The sequence below is a fragment of the Nonomuraea sp. WAC 01424 genome, assembly GCF_003947315.1.
Lineage (GTDB): Bacteria > Actinomycetota > Actinomycetes > Streptosporangiales > Streptosporangiaceae > Nonomuraea > Nonomuraea spiralis.
In genome coordinates this window covers 196,079-219,250 of sequence record NZ_QHHZ01000019.1, presented here as the reverse complement: position 1 = coordinate 219,250, position 23,172 = coordinate 196,079, and the positions used below count along the sequence as shown (strand labels likewise).

Sequence of the window (23,172 nt, the reverse complement as noted above, 5' to 3'; positions counted from 1 at the left end):
GGAGGCTCAGAGCATGCCAACAAACGGCGAGCCCGCCCTCCGCACCACCGGACTCCGCAAAGCGTTCGGCGACCACCTGGCCGTCGACGACATCGACCTCACCGTCCCCGCCGGCTCCTTCTACGGCCTGGTCGGCCCGAACGGCGCCGGCAAGACCACCACCCTGGCCATGGCCGTCGGCCTGCTCCGCCCCGACGCCGGCACCGCCGAGATCTTCGGCGTCGACGTCTGGCGGGACACCGAGCAGGCGAAGGGACTGATCGGCGTGCTGCCCGACGGCAACGCCATGCCGGAACGACTCACCGGCCGCGAAGTCCTCACCTACCTCGGCCTGCTGCGCGGCATGCCCCCCGCCGTCGTCGCCGAGCGCACCGACGAACTCCTCCAGGTCCTCGAACTCGACGCCGCCGAGCAGACCCTGGTCATCGAATACTCCACCGGCATGCGCAAGAAGATCGGCCTGGCCATCGCCCTCCTGCACGCGCCCCGCCTGCTCGTCCTGGACGAGCCCTTCGAGGCCGTCGACCCCGTCTCCGCAGCCACGATCAGGGCCATCCTGCGCAGGTTCGCGGGCAGCGGCGGCTCCGTGATCATCTCCAGCCATGTCATGGCCCTCGTCGAGCAGGTCTGCGACCACGTGGGCGTCATCTCCGACGGCCGCGTCGTGGCCGCCGGGCCGCTGGCCGACGTACGCGGCGCCGGAACCCTGGAGGACGCCTTCGTCGACCTCGTCGGCGCCCGCACCAGCGGAACGGAGGGGCTGACATGGCTCACCTCCTGACCCCCGGCCCGGCCGCCATGGCCCAGCACATGATCCGCATGCGGCTGACGCTCATGCGCAACTCCCTGCGCGGCGACAAAGCCTCCAACCTCTACACCGGCGTCTCGCTCGGGCTGGTCCTGGCCTTCGGAACGATCGCCGTCGCCGTCCTGTGGCCCGTCTACCTGCCGGTCACGCTGGCCGTCTGGCTGTCCGGCTGGATCTTCGGCCCCATCTTCATCGGGGGCGGCAGCGAAGCCCTGCGTCCCGAGTACTTCTCCATGCTCCCGGCCACGCCAGGCCGGATCGCGGCGGCACTGCTCGCCGGAGCCTTCGCCGGTCCCGCGCCAGCGGTCAACCTCGTCGCCCTGATGTCACTGCCGGTGTACGGCTGGCGCTTCGGCCCGGCAGGCGTGCTCATCGGCCTGGCGGCAGCGGTCCTCACGCTCGTCACGATGGTGATGATCTCCCGTGTGATCGTGGCCCTGATCGGCCTGTTCGTCCGATCCCGCGCCACCGCGGCCGCGGTCGGCGTGGTGACCGGGACCGCCATCGCCCTGTGCGGCAACGGCTGGGCCCCGGTGGCGGCGCTGGGCGGCGCCGATACCGCCGCGTGGTCGCACCTCTTCGTCCGCGTCCTGCCGTCGGGATGGGGCGTGGCCGCCATCGAAGCCCCCTGGTTCCTCGCCCTGGCCGTCCTCGCGGCCAACGCCGCCGTGATCGCTCTCCTCCTGGCCGCCTGGTCCGGCCTGCTCGCGCGCCGCGTCGTCTCGGCCGCGCGGGGCGGGGTGCCGCCCCGCCGCGGCACCCCGCGCCCGCTTCCTGCGGCGTACGGCGCCCGGATCGTGGCTGCGAAGGAACTGCGCGTCTGGTGGCGTGACCTGGTCCGCGTCCAGCTCCTGGCCACCGCCCTGTCCTACGCCGTCGTCATGCCCCTCCTGCTGGTGACCATCGACGCCTGGGTCATGGTCCCGTTCGCGGGTCTCATCGCGGTCGTGATGGGAGCCGCCACCTCGGCCAACCTGTACGGCTCCGACGGCACCGCCCTGTGGCTCACCCTCATGACCCCCGGCGCCGAACGCGCCGACGTCCGCGGCCGTCAGCTGGCCTGGTTGGTCATCGTCGGCCCGGCCGCGCTCGTCCTCTCCCTGGCAGGCACCCTCATCAGCGGCCTGGCCTGGGCCTGGCCGTGGGTTCTCGGCCTGCTGCCCGCCCTGCTCGGCGGCGGCGCCGGGGTCATCGTCCTGCTCGCCGTCACCTCGCTCGTCCCCGGCACCGACCCGCACAAGCGCGGCGGCAACCCGCTCAGCACCGGTGCCGACGAGACGGCCGAGACCAGCCTCGCCTGGCTGGTGCTGCTCGCGGTCCCCGCCACCGCCCTGCCCACGGCCGGAGCCATCCTCCTCGCCCCCTGGGCCGGCGTCATCACCGGCGTGCTGACCGGCGTCCTCACCGCCTGGGGCCTGGGCAAGATCGCCTACCGCAGGCTGGAGAGCCACGGGATCGAACTGCTCAATCTCATGAAGTTCGGCCCGCCCACCGAGCCCGACAAGCCCACCACCGCCGATCTGCCCACCCGCCACCGCATCGGCGTCACGATCACGTACCTCATCGCCTGGCTCCCCCTGTTCCCGCAGGGTCTGGTGCCTCTGGTCATGAAGATCCTGGGTGTCAAGGAGCGCGTCTGGTTCCTGGCCCTGTACCTCCCGCCGATCTGGCAGTGGCCGACCATCATCTTCATGATCGCGATCGGACTGCTGATGTACGGCTACGCCATTCTCATCCCGATGCGTCTAGGCTCGTCCACGTCGACTACCAGGCGAAAAGGAGGGTAAGCCCCGGATGAACGACCCCTTCCCCCTTTCCGCCTGGGAACGGCGCTTCGGGCGCCTCGTCGAGATCGTCCCGTACCTCACCCTCGCCGCCTCCCTGGTCATCAGCCTGGCCTCCCCTGAGCAGCCCACGGGCGGGATCCCGCGCACCCTCGCGCTCACCGCCCTGGCCCTGGCCTGGATCCTCGGCGCCCGCACCCTCCTGCCCGCCGCCGTGCGCGGGCGGCGGGTGGCGGTCACCGCGCACTTCCTCGGCGTCCTGGCCACCGCGGCGCTGCTGGCCTTCCACGACCCCATCTTCATCATCTACTGCACATCCGGCTTCTTCCTGGCCGCCCACTTCGCCCCCTCCAGGTGGACCTTCGCCGCCGTCGCCGCCACCTCCTTCGTCCTGTACGGCTCGACGCTCGACTGGTCGCAGGCCACCATCCAGCTCATCGCCTTCTACCTGGCGATCATCGCCGTGCAGACCGTCGCCATCGGCGGCGGCTCCATCGCCGGAATCAAGATCGAGGACCGCCAGCGCGCCTACCGGAAGGCGGTCAGCGACCTGCAGGTCGCCCTGGAGGAGAACGCCGACCTGCACGCCCAACTTCTCACCCAGGCCCACGAGGCGGGCATCCTCGACGAACGCCAGCGCATGGCCCGCGAGATCCACGACACCCTCGCCCAGGGCCTGACCGGCATCATCACCCAGCTGCGCGCCGCCCAGCGCGTCGAGGACTCCGACACCCACGTCGCGCTCGACCTCCACCTCGCCCGCGACAGCCTCACCGAGGCCCGCCGTTCCGTCGCCGCCCTCCAGCCCCACCAGCTCGACGACGCCCACCTGCCCGAGGCGATGACCACCTTGGCGCGCAGCTGGGCCCAGTCCACCGGCGTCGACTTGCACGTCGAGGTCACCGGCGATCGCGTCCCACTCAGTCCCGCCATCGAGGTCACCCTCTTCCGCGTCGCCCAGGAAGCCCTCACCAACGTCGCCAAGCACGCGGGCGCCACCCGCGCCGGCCTGACCCTCTCCTACACCGGCCCCGTCGTCCTGCTCGACATCCGCGACGACGGCACCGGCATCCTCGACCCCGCCGGCGGAGGATTCGGCCTCAGCAGCATGAGACAACGCCTACGCGGCGTCGGCGGCTCCCTCGAAGTCGAGAGCACGCCCGGCGAGGGCACCGCCGTCAGCGCCACCGTCCCCGCGCTCCAAGGAAACCCCCGGTGATCCGCCTCCTCATCGTCGACGACCACCCCATCGTCCGCGACGGCCTGCGCGCCGCCTTCGAAGCCGAACCCGACATCCACGTCGCCGGCGAAGCCGCCAACGGTCGCGAAGGCATCGACCGCGCCGTCGCACTCCAGGTCGACATCGTCCTCATGGACCTGCGCATGCCCGAAATGGACGGCGTCACCGCCATCAGCGCCCTGCGCCACTCCCACCCCGACATCAAGACCCTCGTCCTGACCACCTTCGACGGCGACTCCGACGTCTTGCCCGCCATCGAAGCCGGCGCCACCGGCTACCTCCTCAAGGACGCCCCCACCGACGAACTCCTGCGTGCCGTCCGCGCCGCGGCCGCCGGCGAGCCGGTCCTGTCCCCCTCCGTCGCCGGCCGCCTGATGGGCCAGGTACGCAGACCGGTCAAGCCCGCTCTCACCGACCGCGAACTCCAAGTCCTCGCCCTCGTCGCCGACGGAGCCTCCAACCGCCAGGCAGCCGCCAAGCTCTTCATCAGCGAGGCCAGCATCAAGACCCACCTGCTGCACATCTACGACAAACTCGGCGTCCGCGACCGCGCCGCCGCCGTCGGCGAGGGTTATCGGCGAGGTCTGCTCAGCTAACCGACCACACGGCGCTGAACCGAGACGGCAGTCACAGGGGCGGACATCATCGCAGGTCAGGCAAATCTGGTGGAAACCTACCCAGGGCTACAGGGAGGCCGTTAGAGCAGCAGCAACGTCTTCCCCAAGGCCGTACGGTTTTCGATGGCGGCGTGCGCGTCGGCGGCGCGTTCCAGCACGAAGGTCTGCCCGATGACCGTCCGGACGAGCCCGGCGGCGGCCTGGGACATCATCTGCCCCGCCCACCGCACCAGGTTCGGCCCGAAGTCGAAGAGCTGCTCGATGCCGATCACTTCCACGCCCTGGACCCGTGCCTCCCCCCGGGGTCGATGAGGGTGACCTCGCCGCTGGACGCGCCATCCACGGAGAACCGGCCTCCGCGGGCCGTCACCTCGACCACGACCTGCCCGACCCCAGCCACCGGTTCCGGAGCCCCTCCCAGAACCAGCACCTCCGGACCACCGAACCGCATCACCCGAACCACCCGCACGCCTTGGCTGACGACCTCTCGCCGGGCCGATTCCCCGGGACTACATGAACCCCCCGCAGCCGTCACGGCCTACCGCACCGGCTGCGAGGGTCTCAGAGTGACCGCCGCCCCATCACTCCGGCAGGGCGCCCGCGAAGATCGGCGGGACCCTGTCCCGCCACGGCATCGCCCGTTCCAGGTACGCGGCAACCTGGAACAGCACGTCCTCACGCCCGTACGCGGCGGCGAGCTGTACGCCGACGGGCAGCCCGTCCGCGCTCTGCCCCAGCGGCAGGCTGATCGCCGGCTGCCCGGTGGTGTTGAACAACTGCGTGAACGGCCCGAACCCGGACAACGTCTCCAGCCATCCCCGCAGCGTCTGACCGGGATCGTCGTACCGCAACGTGCCGAGCGGCACCGGGAGGCGGCCCAGGGTGGGCGTGACGAGCAGGTCGTACCGGGTGAAGAAGGCCGCCGCCGACCGGGTGATCCGGTTCTGGGCGTCGAAGGCGGCCAGCATGTCCAGCGCGGTGGCCTGTCTGGCCGCCTTCAGGAACTCCCGCGAGACCGCCTCCATCCTGGCCTCGTCGGGCTGCCGTGGCGCGAGCAGGCAGTGGGAGGCGACCCCGGCGGCCTCGATCAGCCACGCTCTCATGGCGTCCTCGCGGTCGACCGCCGGGCTCGCCTCCTCGACGACGTGCCCGGCCTGCTCCAGCACGTGGGCCGTCGCGACCGCCGCCGCGGCGACCTCCGGGTCCACGTCCGTGCCCATCCAGGAGGCGGTGGTCAGCGCGACCCGCAACCGGCCCGGGTCCGTCACGATCTCCCGTGCGTACGGGCCGCGCGGAGGAGGCGCGGTGTACTTGTCGCCGATCCCCGGCCCGTGGACCGCGTCCAGCAGGCGGGCGGCGTCGCGGACCGTACGCGTGAGCACGAACTCGTCCGCCATGCCCAGGACCAGCTCACCGGCCTCCGGGCCGCAGGGGCCACGCCCACGGCTCAGCTTGAGCCCGACCAGTCCGCAGCAGGCGGCCGGGATCCGGGTGGAGCCGGCGCCGTCGCTGGCGTGCGCGACCGGTACGGCCCCGGCCACCACCAGCGCCGCGGCGCCGCCGCTCGACCCGCCCGCGGTACGGCCGAGGTCCCAGGGGTTGCGTACGGGCCCGTAGCGCACGGGCTCGGTGGTGAAGCTGACGCACAGCTCAGGCACCGCGGTCAGGCCCAGCGTGACCAGGCCGGCGGCGCGGAAGCGTGTCATCAGGTCGGTGTCGCGCCTGGCGAGGACGCCGGGATAGGCCCGGCTTCCCAGCGTGAACGGCACCCCTTCGGCCACCGGCCCGTGATCCTTGATGAGGAACGGCACCCCCGCGAAGGGCCCGTCGGCGGCGTGGTCGAGCGCCGGCGTGAACACCGGCAGGGCCAGCCCGTTGACGTGCTCGTCGACCTGCGCCAGCGCCTGGCGGGCGGCGGTCTCGACCTCGCCGGCGCCGGCCTCGCCCGTCCTGATCAGGTCGCGGAGGCCGGTGGCGTCGTACCTGGCGTACTCATGGATGTCCATGGAAAGTCCTTCTCCGGGCGCGCTCGGGCGCCCGTACGTCGATCGTCTGAGGGAAGAGTCAGAGAGCTGCCGACAAGGAGGTGACGGCTCCTGGGCCGCCCCTCTGCCGGTGATCGACGTGTTCCTACGCTCGGTACATCACCGCCCATGCTCGCAGCGACGGGCCCGAGGGGCCACCGAGTTTTCCGCCAGGGGAACAGGGTCCTCATGGCCGCCTTGCCCGTTCGGGTGGTCACGCCCGGGTCGAGCGAGCATGCGCAAGACGGTCGCCTCCGGCTCATACGACGGAATCGTGGCCCGCGAATTCCCTGCCGGGACCTGTCCCTTCAGCGCAGCTGGGTTGGGGTGTGAGGGCAAGAGCCAATTCGGCGAAGGCGGTGGCCGTCGGGAGCGGGTCGGCGGGCAGGGCGAGAAGGATGGTGCGCTCGGCAGCCGGGTCCAGCGGGATCGCGTGCACGCCCGGGCGATGGGCGGGCAGCGACAGTTCGGGGACGATGCTCACCCCGAGCCCCTCGGCGACCATGGCGAGAATGCTGCTGGTGTCGCGCACCCGGTAGTGGCAGTTCAGGCTCGCCCCCGCCGCTCGCGCGAGTGTCGTGATCAGAGGCTCACAGCCGCCCGCGGACATGATGAACGGATGCCGGGACAGTTCGACCACCGGTATCGAGTCGCGGACGCCCAGTTCGTGACCGCTGGGCAGGACGGCCAGCATGCGGTCGGTGGCAAGCGGTCGCGCCGTCAACCCTGCGGGGAGCGAGGCCGGGGTGGCCCGTGCGCGCGCCACCCCGGCTGACACAGTCGCGATATCCGCCGCTCCCGTTTCGAGCCACTCCAGCACCTCGCCGTCCGAGCCCTCCATCACCGTGAGCCGCACCTGCGGGTAGGTCTCGCCGAACCGCCGCAGGATCGGCGGCAGCAGCCGGACGTTGGCGCTGGGGATGACACCGACGCGTAGGCTGCCACGCTCATGCTTCTGGACTGCGGCCACCTCCTGCTCCAGCGCTTCCACCTGGGTGAGGATGAGCGTGGCGCGACGGCACACGGCACGTCCGGCCGCCGTCAGGCTCACCCCCTGGTTGCCCCGCACCAGCAGCGCGACCCCGAGCTCGCTCTCCAGCGCGCGCAGAGCGTGGCTGACGGCAGACTGTGTGGTGGACAGTTCCTCGGCGGCCCGGGTCATGCTGCCGGTCCGTGCGACCGCCTGCAGGATCTTCAGCTGGGTGAAGGTCATAGCGCCGCGCGCAGCAGGCCGACGACCAGCGGGTGCGGGGCCCCGGGACGCGAGCGGGCTTGCGGCACGAACAGTGTGGCCACGTAGTAGGGGTGGCCGGGAATCTCCAGCACCCGGGCCTCGCCATCACCGTCCACTCCTGTGACTGAGAAGCCACCGTCGTGCAGGGTCTTCTGCCGGCTGGGGTCGAGACCGAAGTTGCAGTAGTACTCCTCTTCGACCTCGGTCCGTCCGTACAGTGCGGCCACCCGGGTACCGGGGATCAGGGTGACGGGCATGGTCTTGCCGGCCAGCGAGCAGGCCAGTTCCGACACGAAGAGGGTGGAGGCGTATGGGTCGTACTCCGCGTGCTGTGCGTCCTCGTAGCCGAGCACGTGGCGGGCGTACTCGATGACCATGTGCTGGCAGCCGCCGCACGTACCCAAGGTGGGGAGGCTGTGCTCGCGGCCGTGACGAAGTGCGGCCAGTGCGCCGCGCATGCTTCGGTACGGGCTGCCTGGCGCGCACCACAACACGTCGGCGGCCTTGACCTCGGCCAGGTCGGATTCGAGCGGTTCGGTGGCCAGCCAGCGGACGTCCACCCCGATGCCGAGGTGCGCGGCGGCGTGCCGCAGCGCGTCGTCGGTAGCCACGTGCGGGGGAAAAGCTGGATCGCGGTCGCCAATGACCGCGACGCGCAGAGATCGGTCCATGGCCTCACTATGTGATGTTCCGGTCTGAGCACCCATACCAGACCATGCGTGCGCCATGAGCAATCGCTCATATCCAGCTCGGCGGGAAGCCTCGCTACACGACTTCGAAAACTGACATCCATCCCGAAACCCTTCCGCTGGAGATTGAAACCCTTTTCGGGACGATGGAGGGATGAGCCCGCACACCAGGTCTGCGCCGCGCACTGGCCGGAGAGGTACTGCGGGAAGGCGCGCTCGGCGAGTTCGCGATCTTCCACCGGTCATCGGCCTGGCGCACCTATCTCGCGCTGCAGGCCACGTTCCGCAGCCTGCCCGACAGCGACCTGCGCGCCGAGGTCCAGCGATCTCTCACCGAGTCGGAACGCTCGATGGTCGCGGACGTGGCAACCGCCTACTCCTGGGTGGCGAGATCGATCGGCCTGCGTCCGCGCGCCGGCATCACCTTCGAGACAGTGGCCCGCCTGGCCGTCGCCACATTGCGCGGGCTGATCCTGATGACACCCAGCAACCCGGAAATCATCTCCCAGCGGTTCCAGGCCAATCCGTTCGAAGCACCCGAGCCCGCCGAATGGTCGGAGCCCGCACTGGCGATCGCGTCCGTAGTGCTCGATCTGCTGGAAACCGACCCCGAGGTGGAATGGACCGACGAGCACGAGCGCTCGGTCGCAGCCGGTCTGCGAACCGGGCGATGGGCGGCGAGCTGACAACTGCGCCATTCGCCGAACTGGTCGCCGTCCAGGCCGGCCGATTCCACGACCACGACAGGTTCGTCACCCTGCCTGAGTGGGCCGACATCCTGGACCGCCACTTCCCGGCCACCGCATCCGGGAGACCGGCCCCCGTCGGCGACGTCCATCAGCAGGCTCACCCAGCGGCGCCGCACGGCTCGGTGATGGCCTTGCCGAGGTGCATGGACAGCAAGTGGCTCGCTCGTCGGTGCAGCGGGAGGGGCCGCCGGAACCGCGCACCGCCGTGCGCTCGTAGTGCGTGATCCATGCGGATTTCACCATGAAGATCATCAATGCGTTACGTTGTCTCCGCGTTAACGGGCAAAGACGGGGGTCATCATGCACAGGGTCACACGGCTCGCCAGGCGAACAACCGCTCTGACCGTGGGGATCGGGCTGGCCGCGCCCGCACTGATTCTCGGCGCACCCGGGCCGGCCGCCTCGGCCGAGATCACATTGCGGACACTCGCGGCTGCGCGAGGCTTTCGGATCGGCGCGTCCGTCAGCTCCTCGGCGCTGGAGAAGGACTCGGGCTACCAGGACAAGCTCAAGTACGAGTTCAACAGTGTGACGCCCGAGAACGCCATGAAATGGGCCAATCTGGAGGCCACGCGAGGCCAGGAAACTTGGGGGAAGGCCGACGCGATCGTCGACCTCGCCACGCAGAACAACCAGATGGTGCGCGGTCACACACTGGTGTGGCACAAGTCGCTCCCCACCTGGGTCACCGATGGAACGCTCTCCACCGACGAGCTCCGCGACGCCCTGAAGCAGCACATCCAGAAGACCGTGAAGCGCTACGCCGGTCGTGTTGCCGTATGGGACGTCGTCAACGAAGCGTTGAACGATGACGGCACCCTCCGGCAGAGCATCTGGCTGCAGCGGCTGGGCAGCGGTTACATCGCCGACGCGTTCCGCTGGGCACGTGAGGCCGACCCCTCGGCCAAGCTCTACATCAACGACTTCGACGCCGAGTGGGCCACCCCCAAGCGTGACGGCCTGTACAAACTGGTCCGCGACCTGCGAGCCCAAGGCGTGCCCATCGACGGGGTCGGCTTCCAGACGCACACCCTGATCAAGGATCCCATCCCCGCCGCATTGCCCCTGACCCAGCTCCAGGACACCCTGAAGCTCTTCGCGGGCCTCGGCGTCGACGTGGCCGTCACCGAGTTGGACATCCGCGTGAAGCTGCCGTCCGACGCCGACAAGCTCGCCGCTCAGGCCGAGACCTATCGGCGGGCCGCCGCGGCCTGTGTCGGCGTCTCCCGATGCGTATCGCTCACCGTGTGGGGCTTCACCGACAAGTACTCATGGGTGGACAGCGGGGTCCCGGGCTGGGGAGACGCCGACCTCCTCGACCGGAGTCTCCAGAAGAAGCCCGCCTACGCCAAGGTCCAGTCCGTCCTCGCCGATCGGGACTTCGCGGGCACGGTCACAGCGCTGCATTCAGGCCAGTGCCTCACCATGCCGGCTGACGGCAGGCGGCTCGTCCAGTCCTCCTGCACCAACGGTCAGGACCAGAAGTTCACCTTCCAGCGCGTAGCGACCAAGATCTACACCATCACGAGCGGCGGCAAGTGCCTCACCGTCGACGGCGCGAGCACCGCGGCCGGTGCGGCCGTCTCGGGGCGCGCCTGTGTCGCCGGAAAGCCCGAGCAACAGTTCGAGCTGCGTCCGGTCGGAGAGGTCGGAGCCCAGGACTACCGGCTCATGCCCACGCACAGCTACAAGAGCGTGGCCGTGAAGGGGGGAAGCACGGCGAACTGGGCCCCGGTCGAGCAGGCGCAGTACTTGTCCTCCACGACGCCGCCCACTCAGGTGTGGCGCCTGTCGGGCGTGCCCCGCCAGCCCTGAACCCACCCTCAGCCGGTGATCCGGCGGCCGGTCACATGGCGGTGCGGGCGGACCACAGCTCGGGGAAGACGTCCCGGCGCTCACCCCGCCACGGTCGGTGAACACAGGTGAGCGCCTCCCGGTCAACTCCCCGTCGGACGTCAGGGAGTGGGCCAGGGAGGCGCGAGCCGCAGCCCTGCCACCGGCAGACCCGCGTCTGCCCGGCAGCCCAGCCACGCCATACAGGTCGGCGGGTCAGGCATGTTGCCCAGGTCTGATCACGGCGGGAGGTCGCGCCAGCGTGCGGCCGACGCCAGGGCGTCCAGGCTGATCCGCTCCAGGAACGCACCGCCCCTGGCCAGGCGGCGGCCCACGGGCGTGTCGAGCCCGAGCGTCTGCCCTGCCGCCTTCGTGATCTCCGCGGCCGCGAGCGTCTGCCGCGCGCTGATCATCGTCGAGTGGTACCAGGCGTCGTCGTCGACCACGTAGATGTCGCGCCGCCGCCGCGGATCACGTTCGCGCCTGATCAGCCCCTGTCGGGTCAGGTAGCCCACCGCCATGGAGATCGAGGCCGGACTGACGTTCAGTCCGCGCGACAACTCGGTCGCGGTGAGCCTGCCGTCCTCGCTCACCCACAGGCCGATGAGTACGCGCGCCACCATCTTCGGCAGGCCCATCCCGACCGCCATCTCGACGGCTCCCTCTTCCACCTCCAAGATCTTGCGCTCCTGGGGTTCGGCCTCGGGCGAACGGGCCGGGGTGCCGCGCCGCGCCCGCCGCGCTGTCGCCTGGTGCGCCCGCTCGGGGCGGTAGTCACCGGGTCCGCCGTTGCGGCCGACCTCACGGCTGATCGTCGAGGTCGGACGCTCCAGGCGCCTGGCGATCTCGGCGTAGGAGCGGCCTTCGGCGAGGCCGGTCGCGATGCGCTGCCGCTCCCGCAGGGTCAACCTTCCTTCTGGCATGACACCACTATTGCGTTCGACGCCATTCAGTGCAACGTTTCATTGCATTCATCTTCACCGTCAACGCATCAATACATCCACCTTCAGCTGCACATATGTACATCGATTGATTGACAGAATTCTTGAAAGCAACGTAGCTTTTTGATTGTGATGAACACGTACTATCTCGATGAGTTCTGCAACCGGTGAGGGTGGGCATGTTCAAACGCATTCTTCCTGCGCTGGGTCTGCTGGTTCTCGCGCCGCTGGTCGGCGAGTACCTGCTGGGCAACATCGCCATCGACGCCCTACCGATGATCATCGGGCTGATCCCGCTCTACGGCGGTGGCGCGCTGCTGATCCGTGAGGTCGCACGCCGGTGGCGGCTGGGGTGGCCGGGGATCATCCTGCTCGGGCTCGCCTATGCCGTGATCGAGGAGGGCCTGCTCACCCGGTCGTTGTTCGATCCCGACTATGTCGGGTTGCGGTTGCTCGACTACGGGTTCATTCCGGGGCTGGGCATCGGCGCCTACTGGACCGTGTTCGTTCTGGCCATCCATGGGGTGTGGAGCATCGCGGTGCCGATCTCGATGGTTGAGGCGGGCTCACGCCGTCCGGACACACCCTGGCTCGGCAAGGTCGGTCTCACCGTGTCGGCCGTGCTGTTCGTGTCAGGTGGCGCGGTACCCATCGCCCTGGCGGGTTCGGCCGCCTACCCGCTGTCGGCCGCCCAGATCGCCTGGACGCTGTTCGCGGCCGTCGCCCTGATCGTCGCCGCGTTCCTGTCCGTACGATTCCGCCGTTCACCCCTCTCCCCGCCCGCATCGGCCGGCCCGTGGACCGTCTTCGCGATCGCCGTCGTGGCCGGGCTGGTGTTCTGGCTCCCCGGTTTGCTCGCCCTGGTGGGGATCAAGCTGGAGTCCATCGTGCCCGCGTGGATCACGGTCGGCTTCTACCTCGCGCTCTACGCCACCATGACGCTGATCGTCCTGCGGTGGTCCCGGCGTGTGGGCTGGGGGGCCTGGCACAGGTTCGCTCTGGGCGCTGCCGGTCTGGTCACCTATGCCTGGCACGGCTTCCCCCAGCCGCCGAGTTTCCCGGCGCCCGCGCATGTGGACCTCATCGGCAACGCGGTCTTCGCGCTGGCCGCCGTCGGTCTGCTCGCCATTGTGGTGGTACGGCTCCGCCGCACCGTTCCGGCAACTTGACCTTCAACCTGGGTGCTTGGGATGCCTCTGGGGTGCCGACGGCGGCGCCCCTTCGTCCTGCCCCGACGCGTGTGGCCGTCCGGACGTTCCGTGCGGGTGCATGGTGAGTCGACCTCCGGCCCGGACTTGTGGGCGCTGATCGCAACCTGTAGGTTGCCATCTATGGCAACCTGCAGGTTGCAAAAAAAGGGGGGCATGGGTTCGGACGTGTGGTGGTGCGGCGGCACCCCGTCGAGCGGGCCGGCTCGCCGAGCGAGAACTTGCCCTGGACGCCACCGACACGAAGGAGTCAAGCAACCATGAACAAGCCTGAATTCACCGCCGGCCTGAACATCGCCATGAAGATCCCCAAGGCGCAGTACGAGGCCACCGTGGCCTTCTACCGCGACACTCTGGGCTTCGACGTCAAGGAGGACGACGTCTCCTACGCTCCGACCGTCTCGAGAACTCACTCGGTGCGGTTCGGGCCCAACACGCTGTGGCTCGACTGTGTCGACAACTACAGCCAGCCCGACCTGTGGCTGCAGCTGCACACCGATGACCTGGACGCGGCAGCGGCCAAACTGGCCGACGTCGGCATCCATCCGTGCGACGAGGTCGAGCCCCTGGAGAGTCTCGATTCCAGAACCCACTGGATCAAGAACCCGGCCGGTGTCGTGCACCTGCTCGCGGAGTCCGGCTGATCCCTATGCCGCGATGAGGCATCCCGTTCGCGTCGGCTCAGTTGCGGACGGCTCGTTGCAGGACGGCTTGGATGTGGTCAGGGTCGGCGGGGGCGTTGTCGAGGAGAATCGCGGTGCACAGTCCGTCGGAGGCCGCGACGAGGGCGGCGATGGCCGCCGGGTCGTCGGTCAGTGTGGTGGCGAGTTCGGCGATGTTCTCCCGCCAGCGTCGCGCCACGGGTCGCAGTGCGGGGCGGCGGGCGGCCAGGGTTGCCAGCTCGCGTTCGGCCAGCGCGCGTTCACGTCCGGGACCGGCGGACTCGGCGATGAGGTGGGCCAGCCCGGTGAGCTTGTCGCCGGGGGTGTCGATGATGTCGCGGATGCGGGCGGTGTAGGCGTCGGCGACACTCGTGAGGGCGGCGACGAGCAGGTCGTCGAGGGTCGCGAAGTAGTAGGTGCTCAGGGACGTCGTGGTGCCGGCCTGTTTGGCGACCGTGCGATGGGTGACGCCTGCCGCGCCGTCGCGAGTGACCACGGCGAGGGTGGCCTCGATGATCTCCGCGCGTCGTCTCTCGCCACGCGCGCGGCGTCCGTCGATGTGCTCGCTGTCGTCGGTGGTGTCGTTCATGCTGCTCCTCGGCCCGGCCCTCAGGATAGTCGGACCATCGTTCAAACGTCGGAGTCGCGGTTCTGCGCCTCCCCGAGCGTGGGCACGTGACGCAGCATCCCGAGGCACAGCACCGTGGCGGCGGCGATGGCGACCCCCGCGACCAGGGAGGCGACGTTGAGCCCGCCGGTGAATGCCTGCTGGGCCGCCTTGACGGTCCCGGACGGAAGGCTCTCGATGATCGCCATGGTCGCGTTCAGGCTGTCGGTGAGGGGACCGGAGATCTCCGACGCCAGATCTTCGGGCACTGTCACCTGAGCACGGTAGACGGCGGTGGTGAGGCTGCCGAGCAGGGCGACGCCGACGGCGATGCCGAGCTCCTGGACCGTCTCGGACATCGACGCCGCCGATCCGGATCGTGCTGCCGGCACCGCGCCCACCACCATGTCGGTGCCCAGGGCGGCGAGGGCGCCCAGCCCGAGATAGACGAACGCGAAGCCGACCGCCACAGGGATCGCGTCGTCGAGTCCCGCGGTGGCGAGCAGCGCGTAGCCGGCGAGGGACGCCCCGAGGGCGGCGCCCATGACCGAGCCGGGGCGGAAGCGCCGGGCGATCAGCGGAGCACCGACGGCGGCGGCGAACATCGCCAGCGCCGGTGGTCCCATCCAGAGCCCCGCGTCGAAGGGGGTGAGCCCTTCGACGAGCTGGAGGTACTGCGTGACCAGGTACATCGAGCCGCCGACTCCGGCCAGGCCGATGAGCAGCACACTCAGGGCCACGGTGAAGGCCCGGTTGCCGAACAGCGTCACGTCCAGCAGTGGGTCGGGGAGGCGACGTTGGCGGCGTACGAACACGATTCCGGCCACAACTCCCGCCACGGCACAGACGAGGGCTGGGCCATCGGGACCGTCGGAGGCGATGTGCTTGACGGCGTAGATGACCGGAAGGATCGCCGCCAGGGACAGGCCCACGCTGATCAGGTCCAGTCGGCCGGTGGAGGGGGCCGCGTACTCGGGGAGCAGGGCGCGTGCCCCGGCCAGGACGACGAGGGCGATGGGCACCGCCGTCAGGAACGGCGCTCCCCACCAGAAGGAGTCCACGAGTGATCCGCCCACGATCGGTCCGGCGGCCATCCCGAGCGCGAACATCGTGGCCCAGACCCCGATCGCGACCGCGCGCTGACGCGCGTCGGGGAACATGTTCGAGATCAGCGACAGCGTGGAGGGCATGAGCGTCGCCCCGGCCACCCCCAGCAGGGCTCGCGCGAGGATCAACAGCTCGGCCGTGGGAGCGAACGCGGCGAACACCGAGGCCGCCGCGAACGCGATCATCCCGGTCTTCAGCAACCGGCGCCGCCCGATCCGGTCGCCCAGCGTGCCCATGGTGACGAGGAACCCGGCGACGAGGAACCCGTAGGCGTCCATGATCCATAGCAGTTGGGTGGCTGACGGGGACAGATCGGCCGCCATGCTCGGCGCCACCAGGTACAGCACGGTCACGTCCAGTCCCAGCAGCGCGGTCGGCAGGGCCAGCAGACCCAGGCCCGCCCACTGGCGTGTCCCTGCCCGCGTGAATCGTTGCTGCGTCATCACGTCCCCTTCGCTCTCATTAAGTTGGACGTTAGTACAACTAGTACTATCGTTCAACTTGATGAAAACGGGTGCCGTCGTACATCTCGTTCTTGATCGCGCATTCGGGAGTCCTGACGGCGGCTTGCTCGGGGGCGGCCGGTCGGGTCGCCCCGGGCGTTTCAGCCCGGGGCTCCCACAGAACCGTGCGTAACAATCTCTCGTTACACGGCTCTTGTCGTCCTGATCACCAGACTGCTGGAACCGTGTTCACCCAGATCCAGTGGGCGAAGAACTTGGGCCGCAGCTTCACGACCCTTTCCCACTGGGCTTGGGCCTTCTTTCGGCTCCGTAGCCGCTTGTACTTGTTGCGCGACCACCGCATCAGGTAAGCGTTGATGCGGGCCAGGAGGGGATGCAGCGCGGAGCGGTAGAACGCCCCGTAGTACTGCATCCAGCCCCGCACGACCGGATTGATCCGCCGCGCGAGGTCGTGTTCGGAGGATCCGGTGCGATGGTGGAGCCGCCAGGCTCGCACTGTCACACCCATCTGTTTCAAGGCTTCCTTGCCGACCGCCGGGTTGAAGCCGCAGCGCATCTTCCCGGTTTTCGTCCGCACCCCCCGCGGTCGGAAGGTGAACCCAAGGAACGTGAACGACGTGTGCTCGTGCGAGCCGCGCCGTCTGTCGTCCTTGCAGTACACGATCCGGGTCTTGTCCGGGTGCAGGTCAAGCCCAACCTCGGCCATCCGTTCCTTAACCGCCGCCAGTACGCGTTCGGCCTGCCCCAGCCTGGAGCAGTGCACGACCGCGTCGTCGGCGTAGCGCTCGAACACCACGTCCGGGAACTCCCGGATGATCCAGGCGTCGAACGCATAGTGCAGGAACAGATTCGCTAAGACGGGTGAGACCGCCGATCCCTGTGGGGTTCCGCGATCTCGGTCTTGCAAGGTTCCGTCGGGCAGTGCCAGCGGCGCAGCGAGCCACCGCTTGACATACAGCACCACCCACGGCAGGTCGGTGTGCGCCTGGACCGCCTTGACGATCAGGTCCCACGGCACGGAGTCGAAGAACTTCCGGATGTCGAACTCGACCACCCAGTCGAACTCCCAACAGCGTTGCCGACAGGCCCCGACCGCGTCCAACGCCGAGCGGCCCGGACGATAGCCATAGGAGTCCGGATGGAAGATCGGTTCGACCTTCGCTTCCAGCACTCCGGCTACCACCGTCTGCGCGATCCGATCGGCCACGGTGGGCACGCCGAGCATTCTTGTGCCCCCGCCGTGTGCCTTCGGGATCTCCACAGCCATGACCGGCGGCGGAAAGTACGTCCCCGAGGACATCCGATTCCAGATCTTGTAGAGATTGTTCTTCAGATCCTTCTCGAATTCCCCGATGGATAACCCGTCCACCCCGGCCGCACCCTTATTTGCCTTGACCTTCTCCCACGCCATCTGGACAGTCCATTTTGAGATCTCAAACGGATTGCCCGGTGCTTTCAACTCGTCCACGCGACTCCTCCCGGAGAACTTCCGGTTGATCGAACAAACGGGTCACGAACGACCCGGCCCCTTCGCTCCAGCCCTATTACAGGACCTTCACCACTACTACGGGCCGGTCCGCCGGCGCGCCCGGCAACGGGTACTCTGACGCCGGCTCCGGGAGTTTCCCCAGATCACAGCTCTTCCCTGTCGCCCACCGAGGCGGGCAGTGTCCGAACGCGCCTTCTCCTGTTCCACTCGAACGCCGCAGACCGGGCTCGCGCCACCTCCATGCCGGACACCGCCTGGCCAGTAAGCGGACACCCGCCAGGCTCATCCCGGGGTCGTATTCACTCCCCGGTTTCGATGTCATCTGTTCTGATTTCGACACGTCGTCAGTGGTTCACTCGCGTTCGCCTTCCCGATCCCTACCTGACGCCTATCCGGCGCCTTTTCCTCATCGCTCACCACGACTGTCTTCAGCAAACGCAGCATGAGGTGGTTTGGAGCCTCCCTCCGCAGGGCGACTCCGAAGGGCCAAGACCTTCATCGTCCGAGCAGCATCGCTCCAGATCATTCGCCTACATCGAACTCTCCTTCACGTTCAGGACACACGAATACGCCAGAAAGGGGCCGTTGGCTGCTGTAGTCGCAGCTCAGCGGGTTCGGCGGTAGGCGCGACCATCCCCTGCAAGGTGGGGTTGGTCCAGGGTCAGCGGGTTCGGCGACGTTGGGCGGGGTCGGCTTCGGCGGTGAGGCGGGCGGAGGTCTCTTCGCCGAGGCGTACGTAGCGGCCGAGGCTGGCCAGGTGCTGGTGGCGGCTCTTGGCCTGCAGTTCGGGCGCTGTTCGGCCGGCTTGGGCGAGATGCTGGAGCGCCGAATGGCGGAGCTGGTGCAAGGTCCACCCTTGCCGGTGCGGGTCGAGCTTTGCGGAGGCGCTCTTGAACAGGTACTCGGCGCGCGGATAGGACAGTCGGCCTCGCCCAGTGCACGTACTCGATGGCGCCGCCCTTGGAGACGACGCGGGCGCGGCGAAACTCCAGGTCGAGGTCTTCGACGTTGAGGGTGAGGATTTCCTCGGCGCGGGCGGCCGTGTCGTACAGCAGCCTCCAGAGGACTTTTTCCCGCAGGGCGTGCGCAGGGTCGGTGAACAGCCTCTCCAGTCGGGTGCGCGGGATGGAGCGGTCGCCTCGGTGTGCCGTCTTTCGGCGTTCCAGCCGCCGGGCTGGGTTGGTGGCCAGCAGCTCCTGGCGCTGAGCCCAGGTGGTGAACGAGGTCAGCGCGGATAGGTGCCGGTTCCAGGTCGCGGCTGCTGCGGCGCTCCATTGGTCCATCGCCGAGGCGTAGTGCTCAGACTGCAGGGCGGCGACCGGATGGTGCGGGCCGGTGGCCGCGGTCAGCCGGGTGAGGGTCTCGGCGTAGCCGGCGCGGGTGGTGGCCGCAGCGAGGGATTCGAGGAAACGCTCGACTGCGGTCGTGACCGTCACGTCGGCGGTCGCAGGGTCGGGCTGGCTGGGGAACGCCACGATGGACACGGAGCCGCCTCCCGAAAGGCGATGTGACACATAATGTAGCCGAGTCGACTGCGCGGCGGCGGGCGCCGAGCTGGGCGGAGGTGATCCGTCGGCAGCCGGTGTGACAGATAATGCACATTCTGTGTCACATGTATCACTCCGCTGTTCCTCCTGCAGGGGATGCATCCTCCGATCTCGCGAAAACTACGACGAGCTCCAGCCCGCCGCCCGGGTTGGGGTTCGCTCGCACGTCGGCCCCGTGGGCCTTCGCGATCGCTGCGACGATCGACAATCCGAGCCCGGCGCCCTGTCCAGGGGTCGTGTGGAGCCGTCGGAAGGGCTTGAAGAGGTCGCCGAAACGTTCCTGGGGCACGTGCGGGCCGGTGTTACGGACCGTCAGAACTCCATGAGAGAGCGTTACCTCAACGGTTCCGCCGGGATGGTTGTAGCGGACCGCGTTGTCGAGGAGGTTGGTGACGAGCCGGTTCAGCAGGACAGGGTCCCCATCGACGACGAACGGCTCTGCCTGCCCCGTCACACTGACGCCGTCCGCATCTCTATTCGCCAGGACGCGCTGTACCACCTGGTCCATGGCCACCGGACTCCTGTTGTCCAGGCCGTGTTCCGCCTGGGCCAGGACCAGCAAGGCGTCGATGAGGTTCTCCGCGCGGCGGTTGTGGCGCAGGAGCGTGCCGCGGATCTCGCCGACGTCCTCGGGAAGCCCGATCTCGATCGCCGCCCGCTGGACGGCCAGCGGAGTCCGCAACTCGTGGGAAGCGTTCGCGATGAACCGCCGCTGCCCCTCGGCGGGGCGTTCGAGCCGGTCGAGCATCGCGTCGAAGGTGTCGGCCAGTTCCTTCAGCTCGTCCTTCGGCCCGGCGAGCGCGATCCGTTCGTGCAGGGTTGACAGGGACAGCCGCTGCGCGGTGGCGGTGATCCGGTGGATGGGCCGCAGGATCCGCCCGGCGAGCAACCATCCGACGGCCAACGAGACCAGTGTCAGGGCCCCGACCGTCAGCGCGGTCACCTGCCACTGGTAGCCGATCACGTTGTTCACCAGTTCGGGCAGCTGTGGCAGCCGATCGTTCGGCACGCCCCGGGGCGGCGCCGCCCCTCCGCCAGACAGCCGGCCGATCCGCGCGTCCAGCGTCCGACGCAGCAGGAGGTTGACCGTGACCAGCAACACAACCGAGGTGAGTAGGAACAGTCCGGAGTAGATCAGCGTGAGCCGTACCCGGATCGTCGTCACAGCAGGTATCCCGCGCCCGGAACGGTCTGAATGCACGGCGGGTCCCCCAGCTTGGTCCGCAGGCGGCTGACCAGGACCCGCACCACCGTGGTGAACGGATCGGCGTTCTCGTCCCAGGCCTCTTCAAGCAGCCGTTCGGAGCTCACGACCGCGCCGTCCGCCCTCATCAGCACCTCCAGGACGGCGAACTCCTTGAGTGACAGATGCAGGTGCCGCCCGTCCCGCGAGGCCTGCAGCCGGTGCCTGTCGAGCACGATCCCGTGCCGCGTCAGCACCGGTGGTACCTGCGACTGGCTGCGCCGCCCCAGCGCCTGCACTCGTGCGACCAGCTCGGTGTAGTCAAAAGGTTTGGGCAGGTAGTCGTCGGCCCCCATCCCGAGACCTGCGACTCGCTCCGGCACCGACGCCGCCGCCGTCAACATCAGGATCCGCGTACGGCTCCCGCGCGCCACCAGCTCACTGCACACGAGGTCGCCGTGGATCTCAGGCAGGTCCCGGTCCAGCACGAGAACGTCGTAGTCGTGCACCGCCAGCCGCTCCACCGCGGCGGCTCCGTCGTACACCACGTCGACGGCCATGGCGTGGCGGCGCAACCCCACCGCCACGAGATCAGCCAGGTCTCGTTCATCTTCGGCCACCAGAATCCGCATCCGACATTCCTACTCGAACCGGGGTTTCAATGGCGTTAACGGATCCGTTCACGACCGTGTAACCCGCTTCAGGCCACGCTAGCGGCCATGATCAGAGCCCTCTGCGCGGCCGTCCTGGTGGCGGCCTGCTCTATGTCCGCACCCGCGTCCTCGCCGGCCACCACCACCTCAGGCGAGCGCTGCACCGCCGCCACCGCGCCACCTCCGGAATCGGCGCCGCCGACATCGGTGAACACGCTCCGGCAGGCGTACTTCTGCGTGCTGGACAACTACTACAGCGGTCCGGCCATGGATCCGAAGGCATTGCTGAAGAGCGCCTTCGCCGCCTATACCCAGGACCTGATGCGGCGCGACGCCGATCGGGCCGACCTCCGGCTGCCCGAGCTGACCGGGAACCGTGACATCGACTGGGCCGCCTTCGCCAAAGTCCTCGGCGCCGGTGACGTGTCCGCGCTGCGCGCCGCGATCACCGCAATGGTCGCCGGACTGCACGACAACCACGCCCGCGCGGTCAGGCCGACTCCCCAGCCGGAAGGCGGGCCGACCGGAACGGGCATCGTGGGCATATCGGCCCGGCAGGGCCAGCAACTCGACCCGGCAGCCAAGCCGCCGTTGTTCATCACCAGCGTCCTGCCCGGCAGGCCCGCCGCCAAGGCCGGCATCAGACCCGGAGACATCATCGTCAAGGCCAACGGCGTGCCCGCGTTCATCGGGAACACCGTGAACCAGAGCATCGTCGCGGCCTTCGCCACCAACCCGGTAAAGCTCACGCTCAAGCGCCCCACGATGGGACGGACCCGCACGGTCGACCTCAAGGAGGGGCCCATCACGAGGCAGCCTCCGGCGGTGACATCGAAGACGCTTCCCGGCGGCGCCGTTTACGTCCAGCTGCCCGGTTTTTTCGAAGGCGCCGCCGACCAGGTCATCGCCAAGCTGAAGGGCAAACCGAAGGCGGTGGTCCTCGACCTGCGCGGCAACGGCGGTGGGTCGCCCCGCGAGGTGACGCGGCTGCTCGGCGCGTTCGCACACGGCAAGGTCACCAGCTACTTCTGCCCGCTCAAGGGCGACTGCGCGCCCAACCGGACTGACGACACCGTCGCGCTGCTCGGCTCGCGCCTGGTCGTCCTCACCGACCGGGGATGCGCCTCGGCCTGCGAGGACTTCAGCGCGGCCGTCAAGGACAACAGACTGGGCACCCTCATCGGGACCCGCACCGCGGGAGCCGTCTCCGGCCCCGCCGAAGGCTACCTCCTCAACGACGGCAGCCTTCTGCTGCTGCCCAAGGTCCGGCACCTCGGGCCCGTCCACGAAATCATCGACACGATCGGTGTACCGGTCGACCACTACGCCCCCATGACCGCGCTTGACCTGGCTACCGGGCGCGACCCTGGTGTGGTTAAGGCGCTGGAGCTTCTTTGACGCGCTTGCCGCAGCGGCCGGGCTGGCCGCCCCTTTCACCATCGCCGACACCCAGCGCGCCGCCATGGCCGAGCCGGGTCCGCTCGACCGCAGCGCTGTTGGCGGAGGGCGTCGTGCTCCCGCTTGAGGCGGGCCTGCGGCGGCTCAAGACCCGTTAGCAGAACTGGATCTATCGAAGGAGTGGATTGTGAGCAATGCCGCCGGCACGCCCGTACTGAGCGCCCGCGGGCTACGGAAGGAGCACGGCAAAGGGGAAGGATTGGTGCGCGCCGTCGACGACGTCGATCTCGACGTCAGCGCGGGAGAGACGGTGGCGATCATGGGACCGAGCGGTTGCGGAAAGTCGACGCTGCTGCATCTGCTCGGCGGGCTGGATCGGCCCTCGGCTGGAGAGGTGTGGCTGAACGACCGGCGCATCGACAACATCAGCGAGAAGGCCCTGGCCGGGATGCGGCGGACCGACGTCAGCTACGTCTTCCAGTCCTTCCACCTGATGGAGGAGCTCACCGCCGTGGAAAACGTCGAGCTGGCGGCGCTGCTGGCCGGACGCTCGCCCCGGGCCGCACGGCGGCGCGCGGAGGAGCTGCTGGATCAGCTCGGACTCGCCGGCCGGGCGCGGTTCCTGCCCTCCGCGCTCTCCGGCGGCCAACGGCAGCGGGTCGCGGTCGCCCGGGCGCTGAGCAACGAGCCGCTGGTCGTCCTCGCTGACGAACCGACCGGTAACCTGGACAGCGCCGCCACCTTGGACGTCCTCCAGCTCTTCAAGGACCTGCACGAGTCGGGGCAGACGCTGGTCATCGTCACCCACGACGCGCGGATCGCGGCCACCGCGGACCGGAAGTTCTCGATGCGCGACGGCGCGCTCGTGGACGAGAGCTGGCTGACCGGCGGCACCACCGGGCAGCTCGGCGCGCTCGCCGGGCTGGAGGACTGAC

The 23,172-nt window shown here is 69.0% G+C and carries 21 protein-coding genes; 10 read left to right on the top strand and 11 right to left on the bottom strand.

The window, feature by feature from the left end; translation table 11 throughout:
- Positions 1 to 13: 13 nt before the first annotated feature.
- The 4 genes from DMB42_RS42560 to DMB42_RS42545 are packed head-to-tail and all read left to right on the top strand — an operon-like array spanning position 14 to position 4,428.
- Positions 14 to 781, top strand: coding sequence for an ABC transporter ATP-binding protein (locus DMB42_RS42560; RefSeq protein ID WP_125645062.1), 768 nt, complete (start codon positions 14 to 16; stop codon positions 779 to 781).
- Entirely contained in the window at positions 766 to 2,595 is a 1,830-nt protein-coding gene (locus tag DMB42_RS42555; RefSeq protein WP_125645060.1) for a hypothetical protein, read from the top strand. The genes DMB42_RS42560 and DMB42_RS42555 overlap by 16 nt, the downstream gene beginning before the upstream one ends.
- Before the next feature lie 7 nt (positions 2,596 to 2,602).
- The gene (locus DMB42_RS42550; RefSeq protein ID WP_125645058.1) at positions 2,603 to 3,811 is read left to right on the top strand and encodes a sensor histidine kinase; all 1,209 of its coding nucleotides are present in this window, start codon (positions 2,603 to 2,605) and stop codon (positions 3,809 to 3,811) included.
- The gene (locus DMB42_RS42545; RefSeq protein ID WP_125645056.1) at positions 3,808 to 4,428 is read left to right on the top strand and encodes a response regulator transcription factor; all 621 of its coding nucleotides are present in this window, start codon (positions 3,808 to 3,810) and stop codon (positions 4,426 to 4,428) included. The genes DMB42_RS42550 and DMB42_RS42545 overlap by 4 nt, the downstream gene beginning before the upstream one ends.
- A gap of 101 nt (positions 4,429 to 4,529) precedes the next feature.
- Here the strand turns inward: DMB42_RS42545 and DMB42_RS55530 are convergent, their stop codons facing one another.
- The 4 genes from DMB42_RS55530 to DMB42_RS42525 all read right to left on the bottom strand — a co-directional run bounded on the left by DMB42_RS55530 (position 4,530) and on the right by DMB42_RS42525 (position 8,378).
- Complete coding sequence (locus DMB42_RS55530) at positions 4,530 to 4,727, bottom strand: zinc-binding dehydrogenase (protein ID WP_260478268.1); 198 nt, start codon at positions 4,725 to 4,727, stop codon at positions 4,530 to 4,532.
- Between the two features lie 303 nt (positions 4,728 to 5,030).
- Complete coding sequence (locus tag DMB42_RS42535) at positions 5,031 to 6,455, bottom strand: amidase (protein WP_125645054.1); 1,425 nt, start codon at positions 6,453 to 6,455, stop codon at positions 5,031 to 5,033.
- Positions 6,456 to 6,732: 277 nt separating this feature from the next.
- Positions 6,733 to 7,686 carry a LysR family transcriptional regulator gene (locus DMB42_RS42530; RefSeq protein ID WP_125645052.1) on the bottom strand — a complete coding sequence of 318 codons (954 nt, stop codon included), beginning with the start codon at positions 7,684 to 7,686 and terminating at the stop codon, positions 6,733 to 6,735.
- The gene (locus tag DMB42_RS42525) at positions 7,683 to 8,378 is read right to left on the bottom strand and encodes a glutamine amidotransferase-related protein (RefSeq protein ID WP_125645050.1); all 696 of its coding nucleotides are present in this window, start codon (positions 8,376 to 8,378) and stop codon (positions 7,683 to 7,685) included. The genes DMB42_RS42530 and DMB42_RS42525 overlap by 4 nt, the downstream gene beginning before the upstream one ends.
- A 380-nt stretch (positions 8,379 to 8,758) precedes the next feature.
- Between DMB42_RS42525 and DMB42_RS42520 the strand changes: the two genes are divergently transcribed.
- The gene (locus DMB42_RS42520; protein WP_125645049.1) at positions 8,759 to 9,082 is read left to right on the top strand and encodes a hypothetical protein; all 324 of its coding nucleotides are present in this window, start codon (positions 8,759 to 8,761) and stop codon (positions 9,080 to 9,082) included.
- A gap of 408 nt (positions 9,083 to 9,490) precedes the next feature.
- The gene (locus DMB42_RS42515; protein ID WP_221762598.1) at positions 9,491 to 10,960 is read left to right on the top strand and encodes an endo-1,4-beta-xylanase; all 1,470 of its coding nucleotides are present in this window, start codon (positions 9,491 to 9,493) and stop codon (positions 10,958 to 10,960) included.
- 257 nt (positions 10,961 to 11,217) lie between these two features.
- On the opposite strand, the gene DMB42_RS42510 is transcribed toward DMB42_RS42515, so the two are convergent.
- The gene (locus DMB42_RS42510) at positions 11,218 to 11,901 is read right to left on the bottom strand and encodes a helix-turn-helix domain-containing protein (protein WP_260478267.1); all 684 of its coding nucleotides are present in this window, start codon (positions 11,899 to 11,901) and stop codon (positions 11,218 to 11,220) included.
- Between the two features lie 197 nt (positions 11,902 to 12,098).
- Between DMB42_RS42510 and DMB42_RS42505 the strand changes: the two genes are divergently transcribed.
- Both DMB42_RS42505 and DMB42_RS42500 read left to right on the top strand, forming a co-directional pair.
- The gene (locus DMB42_RS42505) at positions 12,099 to 13,088 is read left to right on the top strand and encodes a hypothetical protein (RefSeq protein ID WP_125645045.1); all 990 of its coding nucleotides are present in this window, start codon (positions 12,099 to 12,101) and stop codon (positions 13,086 to 13,088) included.
- A gap of 299 nt (positions 13,089 to 13,387) precedes the next feature.
- On the top strand, positions 13,388 to 13,771 hold the full coding sequence (locus tag DMB42_RS42500) for a VOC family protein (protein ID WP_125645043.1): 384 nt from the start codon (positions 13,388 to 13,390) through the stop codon (positions 13,769 to 13,771).
- Between the two features lie 37 nt (positions 13,772 to 13,808).
- On the opposite strand, the gene DMB42_RS42495 is transcribed toward DMB42_RS42500, so the two are convergent.
- The 6 genes from DMB42_RS42495 to DMB42_RS42465 all read right to left on the bottom strand — a co-directional run bounded on the left by DMB42_RS42495 (position 13,809) and on the right by DMB42_RS42465 (position 20,818).
- Positions 13,809 to 14,378, bottom strand: a complete 570-nt coding sequence (locus DMB42_RS42495) for a TetR/AcrR family transcriptional regulator (protein WP_125645041.1) — start codon at positions 14,376 to 14,378, stop codon at positions 13,809 to 13,811.
- A gap of 41 nt (positions 14,379 to 14,419) precedes the next feature.
- The gene (locus tag DMB42_RS42490) at positions 14,420 to 15,946 is read right to left on the bottom strand and encodes an MFS transporter (protein WP_125645039.1); all 1,527 of its coding nucleotides are present in this window, start codon (positions 15,944 to 15,946) and stop codon (positions 14,420 to 14,422) included.
- Between the two features lie 226 nt (positions 15,947 to 16,172).
- Entirely contained in the window at positions 16,173 to 17,435 is a 1,263-nt protein-coding gene (ltrA, locus tag DMB42_RS42485) for a group II intron reverse transcriptase/maturase (RefSeq protein ID WP_125645037.1), read from the bottom strand.
- 626 nt (positions 17,436 to 18,061) lie between these two features.
- The gene (locus DMB42_RS56505) at positions 18,062 to 18,739 is read right to left on the bottom strand and encodes a tyrosine-type recombinase/integrase (protein ID WP_396985457.1); all 678 of its coding nucleotides are present in this window, start codon (positions 18,737 to 18,739) and stop codon (positions 18,062 to 18,064) included.
- A 334-nt stretch (positions 18,740 to 19,073) separates the two neighbouring features.
- The gene (locus DMB42_RS42470) at positions 19,074 to 20,168 is read right to left on the bottom strand and encodes a HAMP domain-containing sensor histidine kinase (RefSeq protein WP_125645035.1); all 1,095 of its coding nucleotides are present in this window, start codon (positions 20,166 to 20,168) and stop codon (positions 19,074 to 19,076) included.
- Positions 20,165 to 20,818, bottom strand: a complete 654-nt coding sequence (locus DMB42_RS42465; protein WP_125645033.1) for a response regulator transcription factor — start codon at positions 20,816 to 20,818, stop codon at positions 20,165 to 20,167. Before DMB42_RS42465 ends, DMB42_RS42470 begins: the two co-directional genes overlap by 4 nt.
- 87 nt (positions 20,819 to 20,905) lie before the next feature.
- Here DMB42_RS42465 and DMB42_RS42460 point away from each other — a divergent pair, with 87 nt between their 5' ends.
- On the top strand, positions 20,906 to 22,237 hold the full coding sequence (locus DMB42_RS42460; RefSeq protein ID WP_125645031.1) for a S41 family peptidase: 1,332 nt from the start codon (positions 20,906 to 20,908) through the stop codon (positions 22,235 to 22,237).
- Between the two features lie 187 nt (positions 22,238 to 22,424).
- The gene (locus tag DMB42_RS42455; protein WP_185845156.1) at positions 22,425 to 23,171 is read left to right on the top strand and encodes an ABC transporter ATP-binding protein; all 747 of its coding nucleotides are present in this window, start codon (positions 22,425 to 22,427) and stop codon (positions 23,169 to 23,171) included.
- Position 23,172 lies beyond the last annotated feature (1 nt).